Below are 14,262 nucleotides of genomic sequence, written 5' to 3'. Positions count from 1 at the left end.
GCCGGAGCTCCGCCCCGCTGCCACGCCAGGCCAGCACGACCGCAGGGTTGGGGAAAGGAAAGCACGGTTCATTCGTCACAAAAACAATCATTTTTAATCGTTCTGCTTAGGCAAAAGCTAAGCAGTCGCCCTGCCGCGGCACGGCTGCTCACCGTCTCTTCTTCTGTTCCAGGGCCGGGGCGACCATGCCGGGAATATATGCCTCGGAGATGAAGGAGCGGGCATGGTTCATGAAGGCGTTGAGAAGCTGCGAACGGCGCGCCTCGCGCAGGGTGACGAGACCGATCGTCATCGGCCGGTGCTCGCCGGAAAGCCGCACGCGCACCACGCGCCGCCCGTCCAGCGCCACGTCGGAGCGCGGCGTGACATTGGCAAGCGTGTAGCCATAGCCGTTGGCGACCATGGTGCGGATCAGGTCGGGCTGTTCGAGGCGGAAGGCGATGTTGGGCTGCAGCCCCTCCCTCATGAACAGCGCCATGAAATACTCGCGACTCAAGGGCAGATCGAGCAGGATGAGCGGATGCTCGGCCAGCTCTGACAAGGAAATGGCGGGCTCACGGGCCAGCGCATGGCCCTCGCCCACGAGGGCGTGCACGGCAAGGCTCACCAAGGGCGTGAACTCTATGTCCTGCGGGATCTGCAGGTCGTAGGAAATCGCCACGTCGATCATCGCGCGGCGCAGGCCGAACAGCAAAGTCTCCTGATGGTCGGCATGCGGGCGCACCCTGGTCTTCGGAAAGGCCGACATGAAGGAGATGGCAAGCTCCGGCAGGATCATCGGCGCAAGAGTGGTCAGGCAGCCGACATTGAGCTGCCCGCGCACCTCGCCGCTGGCTTCGGACGCCACGGCGTAGAGCGATTCCGCCTGCTCGACGAGGCGTTTGGCCTCCATCAGAAGCAGCCGGCCCACTGGCGTGAGCGAGAGGCCCTGGGCATGATGACGGATGAAGAGCTGGACGTCGAGTTCCTGCTCGAGCTGCGAAATCGCCGTGGAGATGGAGGGCTGCGAGATGTTGATGCGCTCGGACGCCTGAGTGATGCTGCCGGTCTCGCCGGCCGCGATGAAATATTCAAGCTGTCTGAGCGTGAAGCGCATGCCCTGTCTCCGGTTGCGGAATCAGGACATCAGTATTTGATCCAGGTCGTTTTCAGTCCACTGAATTTCTCCAATGCGTGGAGCGAGAGATCCCGGCCGAAGCCGGACTGCTTGAACCCGCCGAACGGCGTCATGGGGGAGAGCGCGTCCACCGTGTTGACCGAGACGGTGCCGACGCGCAGCCGCTCCGAAAGCCGGTGGGCACGCGACAGGCTGGAGGTCCACAGGGAGGCGGCCAGCCCATAGGGCGTGTCGTTGGCCAGCGCCACCGCCTCTTCCTCCGTCTCAAAGGTGGAGACAGCCAGCACCGGGCCGAAGATCTCCTCGCGGGCCAGCCGGTCGTCGGCCGCCACATCGGCGAAGATGGTGGGCTCCACGAAGCAGCCCTTCCCGTCCACCGTCGCGCGGTTGCCGCCCGTCACCAGGCGGGCGGTGCTCCTGCCCGCCTCGATGAAGGAAAGGATGCGCCGCGTCTGGGCCTCGTCAACGATCGCCCCCATGGTGGAGGCCGGGTCGAGAGGATTGCCGGGGCGATAGCGCGCCGCCCGCTCTGCCAGTTTTTCAAGGAAGGTCCCGGCGATCGGCTTTTCCACATAGAGCCTGGAGTTGGCCGAGCAGACCTCCCCCTGGTTGAAGAAGATGCCGAAGGCGGCCATGTCGGCGGCAGCATCGAGGTCGGCGCAGTCGGCGAAGACGAGGTTGGGGCTCTTGCCGCCGCATTCGAGCCACACCTGCTTCATGTTCGACTGGCCGGCATAGGTGAGGAAATGCTTGCCCACCTCCGTGGAGCCGGTGAAGGCGATGCAGTCCACGTCCGGGTGCAGCCCCAGCGCCCTGCCCGCCACTTCGCCGAATCCCGGCACGACGTTCAGCACACCTTCCGGCAGGCCGGCCTCCAGGGCCAGCTCGGCAAGGCGCAGGGCCGAAAGCGGTGACTGCTCGGCCGGCTTCAGCACCACGGAGTTGCCCATGGCCAGCGCCGGTGCGCACTTCCACGTCGCCATGTCGAGGGGGAAGTTCCACGGCACCACCGCCCCCACCACGCCGAGCGGCGCACGCCGCACCAGTGCCAAGTCGCCGGGGCCGGTAGGCGCCACCTCGTCATAGAGCTTGTCGATGGCCTCGCCATACCACTGGAAGATCGCCGCCGCGCCAGGCACGTCCACCGTCGCGGCATCCATCACCAGCTTGCCCATGTCGAGGCTGTCGAGCAGGGCCAGCTCGGTGAGATTTGCACGGATGAGCTCGGCAAGACGCAGAAGTACCGCCTTGCGCTCAGCCGGCGGCCTTGCCGCCCAGCGCCCATCCTCGAAGGCCGCCCGCGCCGATGTCACCGCACGGTCCACATCCTCGGCGCCGCAGGCGGCAACCTTCGTCAGCAGGTCGCCCGTGGCAGGATTGATGCAGTCGAAGGTGGCGCCGGAAAGCGCCGGCACGGGCCGGCCGTCGATAAAGGCATCGCTGCGCGGGCGGATGCGACCCGCCTCTCCGCTCCAGTCGTGTCTGGCAAGTTCGGCCACGGTCATCCTCCTCCCTCAAAGATCGCCCGGCACGCCGTAGCTGGGTGCTGCGGCGGGGTTGAGCGCGCGTTTCACATAATCGTCGACCTGCGGCTTGTAGCGGGTCCAAAGATCGTTCAGCGCGCCGATGGGATCCTCCTCGTGCCAGTCGACGCGCAGGTCGACCACGGGCCAGCTCACCCGATCGACGATCACCATGCCGGCCGAATGCACCGGCCCGGCCTCTCCGCCGGCAGCCAGCGCCGCCTCCATGGCGGCAAGCAGCCGGTCGCCCAGCTCGCCCCGCGCCGCCTCGAAGGCGCGCACCATCGCCGCCGGAACGGTCTCGTTCGACAGCAGATTGCCGGCGGCGACGCAATTGTCGCCTTCGCACGTGCCATGGGTGCCAAGCGCGCCTTCGCCCGAAAAGACGGCGGTACCGCCCGCCCGGTCGACGATGGCAAGCTGCCGGTAGGCCGCGAAGGAATAGCCGTCGAGAAGGGCCGCCAGCGTCTCCCTCGCCGTGCGCCCCTCGGCCAGAAGCGCAAGCCCTTTGTGGCCGAGTGCGGGATCGGTGACGTTCTGGCTGGCGACGACGCCGGCCCCCGCCCGGGCATGGGCGCAGCGCGCGGCCACGGCGGGCGAGGAGGAGGAAATGGCAATGCCCATCCGGCCGCTTTGTGTGCAACGCGCGGAAATGGAAAAGGTCATGGCTCAACCTTCCTCGGGAATGACGGCGATGGCGTCGATCTCCACCAGCCATTCGGGTCGCGCAAGGGCCGAGACGACGATGCCGGTCGAAACGGGAAAGACGCCTTTCAGCCATTTTCCGACCACGCGATAGACGGCCTCGCGGTAGCGCGGATCGACGATGTAGATCGTGATCTTGGTGATGTGGGAGAGCTGCGAGCCCGCCTCTTCCAGAAGCATCTTGATGTTGGCCATGGCCTTCTCCGCCTGACCGGCGGCATCGCCGATGGCGACGCTTTCGCTCGTATCGAGGTCCTGGCCGATCTGCCCACGTACGAAGACCATGGTACCCCTGGCGACCACGGTCTGGCACAGGTCGTTGTCGAGGTTCTGCTCGGGATAGGTATCCTTCGTGTTGAAGGGGCGGATGCGGGTGTGGGTCATCGGGCTTTCCTCGTTCCCGTTGTTGCAGGAGGCAGGGCCCCGCGCGCGGGCCTTGACGTCTTCAGCGGGCGCTGCGCCGGCCGCGCGCGCCCCGCGCGTCCCTCGCCGGTCATGCGTCCTCCGTCTCGCGTTGCGTGTCGGACGCATAGGCCAGGTAGCCGCGCTGCTTGGAAATGTGGTCGGCCACATATTTGGCGTCGTGCCACACCCCCCAGATGAAGGAGGAGCCGCGGCCCGACTGCCACGGCAACCCGAGGAAATAGACCCCTGGCTGCGAGGAAACGCCCCGGTGGTGGCGGGGTGCGCCTTTCTCGTCGAAAGCATCGACCTTCAGCCAGCCATAGTCGAGCGCAAAGCCCGTTGCCCAGATGATCGCGGCGATGCCGGCTTCCTTCAGATCCAGCGCCAGGATCGGGTCGGTCACACAGTCCGGGTCGGGCGGGATACGCCGGGCCTCTGGCTCCTCCGGCAGATCGAGGCCGTTGCTCGCGACATAGGCATCAGCCTCGTCGAGCAGCGAAAGATAGTTGGCATCGCCCTTTGCGAGATTGTCCCTCAGGTCGGGCGCGAAGGTCATGACGCCCCGACCGAACCCTTCCGCCCTGCCCAGCAGCGTCATACCCCTTTGGGCCAACCGCCGGAAATCGACAGTATCGCCCCCATGGGCGCCGCTGACCGCGATCGTGACGTGCTCGGCTCCAGGCATCGGCCCGGCGTCCCACTTGTTGAGAACCCCGAGCCACCAGACGAAATCGCGGCCGCGATAGCGGCGCGGCGGCCGCTCGTGCGGGCCAACGGAAAGATGGACGCGCCGGCCCGCACGCAGCAGTTCGTCCGCGATCTGCACGCCGGACGAGCCGGCGCCGACCACCAGAATTGTCCCCTGCGGCAGTTGCGCGGGATTGCGGTAGGCACTCGAATGAAGCTGCAGGACACCGGCATCCTCCGGCACGATGGGAGGGATGACCGGGCGCTGAAAGGGGCCGGTGGCCGCGACCACATATTCAGCTTCGAGCTGGCCCTGCGAGGTCTCGACGCGAAAGCCGGAGCGGCCCGCAATCCTGCGCACCTCCCGTACTTCGACACCGCAGCGGATCGGGGCGCCGATCTTCTCGGCATAGGCGGCGAAGTAGTCGGCGACCTTGTCCTTGGGCACGAAGGCATCGGGGTCGATGCCGGAAAATTCCATCCCAGGGAAGCGGTCGTGCCAGGCCGGGCCATTGGCAACGAGCGAGTCCCAGCGCGCCGTGCGCCAGCGTTCGGCAATGCGGTGCCGCTCGAGAACGAGGTGCGGCACGCCGCATCTTTTCAGGTGCTCGCTCATCGCCACGCCGGCCTGGCCGCCGCCGACGACAAGCACCTCTGTTTTCTCGACTGACATCTGGCGTTCCCTCTCTGGCATTGCGATTTGCGGTTCCTCACGGGCGATGGAGCCGCTGGAGTCGACCCCGATCGCTCCGGCGCGGGCCGCCGGTCGCCGGGCTCCCGCAAGTGCCGGCAGAACCCTGCCCGCCCCGCTGGCCGCCATTGTTGGCAGCACCCGCAGCTTCCGGAAATTATTTCTTTCGGAAAGTTCGCTTCGGCTTTCTTGAAACAGCGATCAGCCGAGATCCTGCACCAGCCGGCTCAGCATGGCGCGGCACGCCTCGATCTGCTGCCGCGAAACATATTCGTCGGCCTTGTGCCCCTGGTCCATGGAACCGGGACCGCAGACCACCACCGGAACCGCCAGCGCCTCGGCGAACAGCCCGCCTTCCGTGCCGAATGCGAGCTTGCGTTCGCCCGGCCTGCCGCTCAAGGCGGCGGCGCGCTCGACCACCTGCCGGTGCGCACCGCCCTCCAGGCCCGGATAGGCGTTGACCACCTCGATGCGGATGCCGCTTGCGGGAAAGCGTTGGCGGCCGGCAGCGCCGATCCGCTCCGCCTCTGCGGACAGCCGCTCCATCAGCCTGCCCGGATCGTCCGCCGTCACATTGCGGATCTCGAAGTCGACCACGCAGCGCTCGGGCACGATGTTGAGCGCCGTCCCGCCGGCGATCACGCCGGCATGAAGCGTCGTATAGGGGATGTCATAGGCCGCGTCACGCGCCCCGCCTTGCGCGATCTCCTCCTGAAGGGCGCGAAGCGCCGCGACGAAATCGCAGGCGAGGTGAATGGCGTTGAGTCCCGTGGGCGCCAGCGCGGAATGGGCCGCACAGCCGCTGCAGGTGGCACGGGCGGCGAGCTTTCCCTTGTGGCCCGTGGCCACGGTCATCCCGGTCGGCTCTCCCACCAGCACCCAATCCGGCTTCAGCCCCGCACGGGCCAGTGCCTCCAGCATGGGGCGTACGCCCACACAGCCGATCTCCTCGTCATAGGACAGCGCCAGATGGAGAGGCCGGCGCAGTCGGCGCCGGCCGGCGGAAAGCATCGCCTCGATGGCGCAGGCGACGAAGCCCTTCATGTCCGCGGTTCCCCGGCCATAAAGCCGGCCCTGTCGCTCCCTCAGGCGGAAGGGGTCGCTCGACCAGCTCTGCCCGTCGACCGGCACCACGTCGGTGTGCCCCGAAAGCACAACGCCGCCGGGGCCGTCCGGCCCCACCGTCGCAAAGAGCGAGGCGCGGTCGCCCTCCTTGGCCGGGTAGAGCGTGTAAGCGATGCCTGCCTCGTCGAGAAGTGCCGCCACATGGCGGATGAGGGCCATGTTGCCGTCACGGCTGACCGAGGCGAAGCCGATCAGCCGATCCAGAATGGCAAGCGCATCGCCGCCGTCCCGCCCGACGCCGCTCATCGTCCACCGGCCTTCAGATGTCGGCCGTGGTGGCCAGGTAGCTCTTGGCGATCTTTGCGGAGCGGATGTCCCAGACGACCGCCGTGCCCTTTGCGATAATCCAGGAATCGCCGGGGCCGTAGAGCTCCGTGCGGCCGCTCGCCTCATCGGTGATCGCCAGCTCGCCGTCGAGCAGCGTGGCATGCTCGTGGAATGGATAGACAACGCGGTACTTTCCCTTCGTCGCGCTGTAGAGCCCGCCGAAGACCGGCGCATCGAGGGCGCCGAACAGCAGCTTGCCGGCGACCTTGATCGGTCCTTCGAGCGTCGTCGCGCCAATGTCCTCCGGCGATCCCCAGTCCTCGAGAGCGGGGCGGTCCATGGTCAGGGTGAAAGGCAGCATGGGTGTGGTCCTTCTCATTGGTCGAGCGGCAGCAGCTCGGTGATCTCGCGCCGGAAGGGCAGCGCCCCCTCCGGCAGGGGCTTGGTGTCCAACTCCTCGGCATAGCGCCTGCCGGCATAGGTGGCGTGGGCGATGGTGGCGGGCGCCTGCGCGTCGCCGATGACGCTGACGCTCTCGATGCCGGCATCGGCCCATTCCTCCCGCCGCTCCTTGAGGGCCAGAAAGAGCGCCTCATTGGGCAGCCGGGCAGTAACGAGCAGCACCGCGTCAGCGGCGAGGCGCTCCCGCCGGCCGGTAAAGACGCAGGAAACGATGGCCTCTCCCTCGTCCACCGCATCGAGCGCAGTGAAGGGGCGGATCGTCACCCCCTTCTCGAGCAGCCGCTTCTGGATGAAGTGCTGCTCCATCGTGTTGCGCGTCCAGGTCGATGCCTCTGAGGCGGGGGTGACATAGACGGTCTCGCAGCCGCGCTCGGCCATCACCTCGGCCATGACGCCGCCCATATAGTAGTGGTCGTCGTCGAAGACGACGACGCGCCCGCCTTCGGGCCCCTTCCCCTCCATGACATCACTTGGAGAGAAGATGCGCGCGCCCTCAGCCATCGAGATCGGCATGGTGTGGAGATGGCCCACGCCGTCGGCCCGCCAGGTGGCGCCCGTGGCGATGGCGACGCGCGGAATGCCGAAGGAAAGGATGTCGTCGGCCGTCAGCCGGCTGTCGAAATAGGTCTCCACATTGGGAAGCTGCTGAAGCTGCATCCTGCGATAGTCGACCACACGCACCCAGGCGGACAGGCCAGGCAGCCGCGCCTCCTTGAGTACGCGGCCACCCAGTTCCGTGCCGGCCTCGGCGAGCGTCACGTCGTAGCCGCGTTTGCCGAGCGCCTGTGCAGCCTCCAGGCCGGCAGGCCCTGCCCCGACGACGAGCACCGGCTTGTCGCTTGCCTTGCGGCGGATCTTCTCCGGGTGCCAGCCCTTGCGCCATTCCTCGGCCATGGTCGGGTTCTGCGTGCAGCGGATGGGCGACATGGTGAAATCGCCGGAGACGCAGATGTTGCAGCCGATGCATTCGCGGATGTCGTCGAAGCGACCTTCCTCGATCTTCCTGGGCAGGAAGGGGTCGGCGATGGAAGGGCGCGCGGCGCCGATCATGTCCATGATGCCTTTGTTGACGAGGCTGACCATGCGGTCGACGGAGGTGTATCGCCCCACCCCCACCACCGGCCTGGAGGTGAGCCGCCGGACCCCGGCGATAAAGGGCTCCTGCGCCCCCTCTTCGGCAAAGCGGGAGGTGCGGCTGTCGTTCTCCCATCCGGCGAGCGTCACATCCCACAGGTCCGGCAGATCGGCCATCAGGCCGATCATGTCCTCCACCTCTTCCTTGTAGAGGCCGCCCTCGCCCAGAAGCTCGTCGACGGAGATGCGCACCGGCACGGCGCAGGTGTCGCCCACGGCTTCCTTCGTCTCCTCGGTGATCTCGCGCAGCAGCCGCACCCGGTTCTCGATCGGGCCTCCATATTCGTCCGTCCGCTGGTTGTAGCGGCGCGACAGGAAGTGATGCAGAAAGCCCAGCGCGTGGGCGGCGTAGACATAGATGAGGTCGAAGCCGGCGCGCCTCGCCCGCTTCACCGCCGCCAGGTGCCATTTGCGGATGTTGCGGATGTCCTCCCCGTCCATGCGCCGCGCCTGCACCGGATCGTAGGTGAAGGTGGCAACCGGCAGATGGGCAGGGCCCATCGGCACCTCCCGCGAATAGAGGTTTGGCCCGTTCATGCCGTTATAGGCCAGTTCGATGCCGGCCAGGCTGCCATGCTCGTGGATCTTGTCGGCCATGCGTGCAAGTGCCGGGATGTCGCGGTCGTCCCACAGGCGCAGCTCGATGAAAGGTGTGATCTCCGACGTGTGATGAAACTCCACCTGTTCGGTGCAGACCACGGCCCAGCCGCCCTCCGCCTTCACGCCGCGCATATGGGCGAGCGCCGTGGGGTCGCGATAGCCCATGCCATTGCAATGCGGCACTTGGTAGAAACGGTTGCGCGCCGTCACCGGGCCAATCTTCACAGGCTCGAAGAGCACGTCGTAGCGCGCCGGTCGCTCGCGCTTCTCTCCCCAGGACACCATGTCTTCCATGCTTGCACCCCATATGAGGCGTGCGAGGAAATCACAGGCACGGCATCAGATAAAGCAAGCAAATTCGCTGCCTTGATTTGGAAAATCAGAAGCAGGAACGCTGCCTATCCCCGGGCGGCACGCGCCGCCATCGCCTGAACCAGGGCACGGTGGTCCGGCAGATCGCCTTTTGCGAAATGTGCGATGCGTTGAATTTCCGCGAATTCCCGCTGCGCCTCGACCACCCGGTCGTAAAGGGTGCGCCTGGCCGACAGGTCGGTACGGAACTCCATGCCGTAGAGAACGTATTGCCAGCTCGACGGCAGGAACATCTCGAAGTCGGCAATGAAGTCCGTGGAATGAGGTGGCCGATGCCGCCACATCGCCAGCTTGTCCCGCAGGCTTGCGGGGATGCTCTCGGGGTCGGCGTTGTCGATCCAGTATTGCGAGTCGCGCCGGCGGGTGAGGCAGTAGTGCATCTTGATGAAATCGAAAATCGTCTCGTAGCGGGCGACGACGACACGGTTGAACACGCGCGCCACAGGCTCGAAGTCTTCGACGACCGCGGGAAACAGATTGGCGAGCAGATAGTTCGCCAGCTCGATGAGGGCGATTCCGGTCGATTCCAACGGCTCCACGAACCCGCCGGCAAGGCCGACGGCCACGCAGTTCCTGCACCATGGTTCCCTGCGGTAGCCGGCCTCGAACTTGATGAGCCTGGCCGGCAGCCCCTCGGCCACGCGTCCGAGATGGTTGCGCAGCACCTCTTCGGCGCGCTCCTCGCTTGTGTGGCGGCTGGAAAACACATAGCCGACGCCGCGACGGTCCTGCAGGCCGATATCCCAGGTCCAGCCCGCCTCGTGAGCGGTGGCGATGGTGTAGGGGGGAATCGGCGCGTCGGCACGCTCGTAGGGCACCTGCATGGCCCAGGCGCGATCGTTGAAGAGGATGTCGCGGGCGCTGTGCCAGGGCACGCCCAGCGCCCGCCCGCACAGGAGGCTTCGGAAACCGCTGCAATCCACATAGAGATCGGCCCGCAGGGGGCCCTTCTCGCGGGTGTGCAGGCAGGCAATCGCCCCGGTCTCGTCGAGCTCGACGCGCTCGATGGTTGCCGCATGGCGCACAACCCCGAGCCTCTTGCAGCCGTGCGCGGCCAGAAGGGCCGCAAAGCGGGCGGCGTCCAGATGATAGGCGTGGTTCAGTGGTGCATGCCAAGGCGCATCGGACAGGCGCTTGGGGCCGCGCCCGGCATCGACCACCTGACTCTGGATCGTCACCGCCTCGGCGAAGGAAAGGCCGATGGGACCGTGGTCAAGCAGCCAGTACGGCAGGAGGTCCGGCTTGCCAGGACTGTGGCTCGGCAGGGCGAAGGGATGGAAATAGTGCCCTCGCTCGCCGCCTCCGGGCGTGCGCACCCAACGGTCGAAGCGGATTCCCTGCTTGAAGGTGGCATTGGCGCCCGCGATGAACTGGTCCTCGTCCAGCCCGATTGTCGCCAGGGTCTGGCGGATCGTCGCGAAAGTGGCCTCGCCAACCCCGACGATGCTGATGTCGGGGGATTCGACAAGCTCGACCTGGATCCCGCCGGGCCGTGCGGCGGCCAGCTGGCTTGCCAGATAGGTGGCGGTGAGCCATCCGGCCGTGCCGCCGCCGACCACGAGAACCTTGCGTACCGGCCGCATGCCGCCCTCCCTCTGCGCAACCCGTTCCTTGAGGATTTCAGGGTGCCGGCTGCTCTATCGGGCAGCCCGGGTCAGTGCCACGGCCCGATCGAGCGCCGCGCTGAACCCCTTGAGCGAAACCTGAAGGTCGACCGGCTGTCCGTTCTGGCTTTCCCTGGCCTGCAGGTGCAGCGTGCTGCCGGCCTTCAGGGCGGCGACCATGTTCTCTCCGAAGCTGACCGGAACCGAGCATCCCACAGGCAGGCAGGTCCTGAAGGCCAGCGGCTGGCTTGGATCGCCGTCATCCACCTTGAGGCTCACGCCATCCGCCAATGAAAGCCCGAACGGCAGGAAGAGGCTGCCGCGAGCGGTTCTGCCGCCTTCCTGCGGGACGAGCTCCACCGAGAGCAGGCGCTGGCTTTGCTGCATCAGCAGTTGCGAGAAGACGCAGACCGGCGCCTTTTCTTCCTCCGGCTGGCCACAGATCACCTGCCAGTCGCCGTGGGTTTCCTGAAGCGAGGAGGCGCCGCCCGGCAAGGCGGAAGCCGCCGGCTGCTGGGCCGCCGCCGAGCCCACTCCCGCCAGCACGGCAAGGCACAGGAGGGCGGGGGAAGTCCATCGACAAAGCTTTTTCATCTCATCCTCGATTGCTGTTTCCCGCGTTCGGGTGCGCGCTCGATTCCTGCCCCCATTGCGGTCTCACTCCGCCTTCTTCAGCCGGGCGACCGAGACGACGATGCACCGTCCGCCGGCCGAGACGAGCAGGGCCTGGCCTGCCTTGCCGCCCAGCTCATACAGCGGCACGTCGGAAAGCGTCTCGCGCAATGTGCTTCCGGCCGGCAGGCTCGCCGCCACCTGCTCGCACGACCGTTCGAAGGGTACAATGCGCACCATGTTGCCTTCGCAGGCTCTTTCGTTGGGCGCGGCGAAGATGATGCCCGCCGCCTGCGTCCTGCTTTGCCCGCCCTCATAGGAAAGGCCGACCAGCGACTGCACCGAGTGAGCGTCGGGCTCGGGGTTCAGCCACTCCGTGTTCATGGCGTATCTGGCGCCGGCCGTCAGCGCCAAGCCGAGATCGGCAAAGACGTTGCGGCAGGTGGAGATGCCAGCCTGTCTGGCCACGGTGTGGAACGGCGTCTGTGCCTCGCCTTCCTCAGCCTTCTGCGCAGGCGTCTCGGCCCTGCCCCATCGGGCTGCGAGCGAGGCCGGATCGACGCCCAGATAAAGGGCTGATCCGACGCCTCCGGCCAGCACGACGATCGCAAGGGCTGCAAGAGCGCCCAATTTCCAGGGCCGCCTTCTGCCTCCGGCATCTTCCGGCCGCGGCGCCGGGTCGGCCGGCGCTGCTTCTGTCTGGCGAGCCATGATACGGTCGCGGATGGACCGCAGCTTCTCCGGTGCGGGACTTTCTTTCATCAATCGATCGCCGACAGCGCGGTGGCAAGCCCCTTGAGGGGTGCTTCGATATGGACACTGGCGCCGGCGGGCGCGGGATAGGCGATATGCACGCTGGCCTCCTTGCCGATCTCTTCACGCAGGATCGGACCGACCGGCACATAGCCCACGCACACGGCCTCGTTGCAGCCTTCGAGGCGGATCTTGACGGGCTTTTCCCTGCCCGGGAAAGAGAGGGAAATCTCGCCGTCCCCTCCCACCTCCGGTGGCGTGCGCAGGATCATGAACGGTCTTCCATCCGCGTCCGCTGCCATGGACCAGCTAAAGACCATCTCCCCGTTATTGTCGACAAACGACTGACTTATATTGCAAATCTTCTGCATTTCCTGAAGGTTTTCGTCGCAGATCAGCTCCCAGTTCTCGAAGGGCTGGATCACACGACGGTATTTTCCAAGCTCTATTCCCTGGGGCACCACCACCTCTGAAGGCTTTATGAAGACATCCCGCCCAGGAGCCTCCTGGCCGGCGGCGGGAAAGCCACCGGCCAGGAGTAGGCAAGCCAATGCCAAGTGGGGGGCGGGAGCTCTGGCTTGCCTAATCATGGTCCTCAGTTCAACGTCACGCTCAGGCCGGCACCAACACCCCAGTGCCCGCCGGCCGTGGTGCCCGTCAGATTGGCGCGCACCCGGCCGTTCTCGCTGGTGTAGCCCGCACCGAAGGCGAAGGCCCCGGCGCTGCGCCAGTAGCCGGCGCCGACCGCCACGCTCAGCTTGCCCGGCGTATCGTCGAAGCGCAGGGACGAGGCTGCAAGACCGATCGCCGCCGCCTGCCTGGCCTCCTTGCGGACCTCACCGTAATTGAGGTTGATCTGGCTCAACCGCTCGTCGGTATAGGCCTTGGCATCGGACAGCGTCTTCTCCGACACCGCGTCCGTGTAGGCATTGGACTGTTCCACCGCCCATGTGGTTCGCGTGTCGGTGTAGCTGTTCGCCTGGTTCAAGGTGTTTTCCATGCCCTCGTCGAGCTGGCGCACATTCACCGCGTCGGTTTGGGCCACGCCGGCGGCCACATTCGCAAGCACCACCGGCGCGTTGGGATCGCCACCCATCAGCGTCACCTTGTTCGCCTTGGTGCCGTCGGTGTTGCGGTCGTACCGAACGGCGAACTCGTTCAGATCGCCCACCCCGCTCTCCAGGTCCTCGATGGCCTGATTGGTGGCGTGGAGCTGGCTGCCGTTCACGGCATCCGTCGAGTCGGCGCTGATGCGGCCGGCCGCGACATTGGTGATGGTGCGCTCGGCGTCCGCGGTGCCGACCGACACGGTGCCGACCGGCGCCGTACCGGCGAAGGCATAGTCCTTGCCGTTGATGGTCGTGCCGGCCGTGCCGACCGCAGCCTCCGTCGTCGAGCCCGCGCCCAGCGCGACGCTGTTGGCCTCGCTGGCCGAAGCGCCCTGGCCGAGGGCGATCGAGCCCGCACCGGCCGCCATGGCTCCGTTGCCCATGGCGACACTGCTTTCGCCATCGGCCACCGCGGCTGGCCCCACCGCCACGCTATCCGTGCCGTTGGCCTGGCTGTCGGCGAGCGAGGAGTTGCCGCGGAAGTACTTGATGCCGGTGCCGTTGTTGATGTTGTTGACGGTGGTGGAGATGCTCGTCAAGCTGCCATCCACCGCCGCGAACGCATCGGATACCGTGCCGTAGCTTCCGCCCTGTACGGTGTAGCTCGGCCCCGCGATGGTGCCATCGGCATTCACGCTGGCGCCGCCGCCCAGATGATCGGCAACGCTCTGCGAGACGCCGTAGAGCTGCCCGCCGTTCACCGCGTCGGTCGAGGCCGCGCTCACCGTGCCCGCGGCAAGGCTCGTCACCTTCGTGCCGTTCATGGCAAGCCCCGTGGCGCTGAACACCTGCCCGCCCGAAAGCGTCACGCTGTCCAGCATGAGGTCCATGGCCGTTGCGATGGTGATGTCCGTACCGCTGCGCGTGATGGCAATGTTCTGGCCATCGAGGAACTGCACCGTGCCTCCCGGCGCGACATTGCTCGCCGCATCGCCATTGGCCTGCAGGTTCCAGCCGGCAGAAGCCGTGGCACCCACCGCCGTCAGCGCGTCCTGCACGTTGGTGTAGGTCGTGCCGTCGACGTCCAGGCCCGCCGTCAGCGTCTGCGTCGCCCCGTCATAGACCGACGTGCCGCCCAGCGCCGTTGCCGCCGAGC

13 protein-coding genes are annotated in these 14,262 nt (G+C 66.7%); all 13 read right to left on the bottom strand.

Going from position 1 to position 14,262, the window contains the following annotated elements; all coding sequences use genetic code 11:
• Positions 1-148 precede the first annotated feature (148 nt).
• A complete protein-coding gene (locus NYR58_RS10475; RefSeq protein WP_261520579.1) occupies positions 149-1,096 on the bottom strand; it encodes a LysR family transcriptional regulator in 948 nt (315 codons plus the stop codon).
• A 29-nt stretch (positions 1,097-1,125) separates the two neighbouring features.
• Positions 1,126-2,622: an aldehyde dehydrogenase gene (locus NYR58_RS10470; protein ID WP_378074591.1), complete on the bottom strand. Its 1,497-nt coding sequence runs from the start codon at positions 2,620-2,622 to the stop codon at positions 1,126-1,128.
• Positions 2,623-2,631: 9 nt separating this feature from the next.
• Positions 2,632-3,306 (bottom strand): DUF1028 domain-containing protein, encoded by a 675-nt coding sequence (locus NYR58_RS10465; protein ID WP_261520578.1) that lies wholly within the window; start codon positions 3,304-3,306, stop codon positions 2,632-2,634.
• Between the two features lie 3 nt (positions 3,307-3,309).
• Positions 3,310-3,729: a RidA family protein gene (locus NYR58_RS10460; protein ID WP_261520575.1), complete on the bottom strand. Its 420-nt coding sequence runs from the start codon at positions 3,727-3,729 to the stop codon at positions 3,310-3,312.
• Between the two features lie 109 nt (positions 3,730-3,838).
• On the bottom strand, positions 3,839-5,110 hold the full coding sequence (locus NYR58_RS10455; RefSeq protein WP_261520573.1) for a flavin-containing monooxygenase: 1,272 nt from the start codon (positions 5,108-5,110) through the stop codon (positions 3,839-3,841).
• Between the two features lie 219 nt (positions 5,111-5,329).
• The gene (argE, locus tag NYR58_RS10450; protein WP_261520572.1) at positions 5,330-6,499 is read right to left on the bottom strand and encodes an acetylornithine deacetylase; all 1,170 of its coding nucleotides are present in this window, start codon (positions 6,497-6,499) and stop codon (positions 5,330-5,332) included.
• Positions 6,500-6,512: 13 nt separating this feature from the next.
• The gene (locus tag NYR58_RS10445; protein WP_261520571.1) at positions 6,513-6,881 is read right to left on the bottom strand and encodes a cupin domain-containing protein; all 369 of its coding nucleotides are present in this window, start codon (positions 6,879-6,881) and stop codon (positions 6,513-6,515) included.
• A gap of 14 nt (positions 6,882-6,895) precedes the next feature.
• Complete coding sequence (locus NYR58_RS10440; protein WP_261520570.1) at positions 6,896-9,010, bottom strand: oxidoreductase; 2,115 nt, start codon at positions 9,008-9,010, stop codon at positions 6,896-6,898.
• A gap of 104 nt (positions 9,011-9,114) precedes the next feature.
• Positions 9,115-10,671 carry a tryptophan halogenase family protein gene (locus NYR58_RS10435; RefSeq protein WP_261520568.1) on the bottom strand — a complete coding sequence of 519 codons (1,557 nt, stop codon included), beginning with the start codon at positions 10,669-10,671 and terminating at the stop codon, positions 9,115-9,117.
• Positions 10,672-10,725: 54 nt separating this feature from the next.
• Positions 10,726-11,286 carry an invasion associated locus B family protein gene (locus tag NYR58_RS10430; RefSeq protein ID WP_261520567.1) on the bottom strand — a complete coding sequence of 187 codons (561 nt, stop codon included), beginning with the start codon at positions 11,284-11,286 and terminating at the stop codon, positions 10,726-10,728.
• Positions 11,287-11,349: 63 nt separating this feature from the next.
• Positions 11,350-11,934 carry a hypothetical protein gene (locus tag NYR58_RS10425; RefSeq protein WP_261520566.1) on the bottom strand — a complete coding sequence of 195 codons (585 nt, stop codon included), beginning with the start codon at positions 11,932-11,934 and terminating at the stop codon, positions 11,350-11,352.
• 131 nt (positions 11,935-12,065) lie between these two features.
• Entirely contained in the window at positions 12,066-12,482 is a 417-nt protein-coding gene (locus tag NYR58_RS10420) for an invasion associated locus B family protein (RefSeq protein WP_315903333.1), read from the bottom strand.
• A 170-nt stretch (positions 12,483-12,652) separates the two neighbouring features.
• On the bottom strand, positions 12,653-14,262 hold a 1,610-nt coding region (locus NYR58_RS10415), incomplete at its 5' end, for a YadA-like family protein (protein ID WP_261520564.1).

It is taken from the genome of Chelativorans intermedius (assembly GCF_025398255.1).
Classification (GTDB): domain Bacteria; phylum Pseudomonadota; class Alphaproteobacteria; order Rhizobiales; family Rhizobiaceae; genus Chelativorans; species Chelativorans intermedius.
The sequence above is the reverse complement of the archived record's forward strand: the minus strand, read 5'-3'. Positions and strand labels throughout refer to the sequence as shown.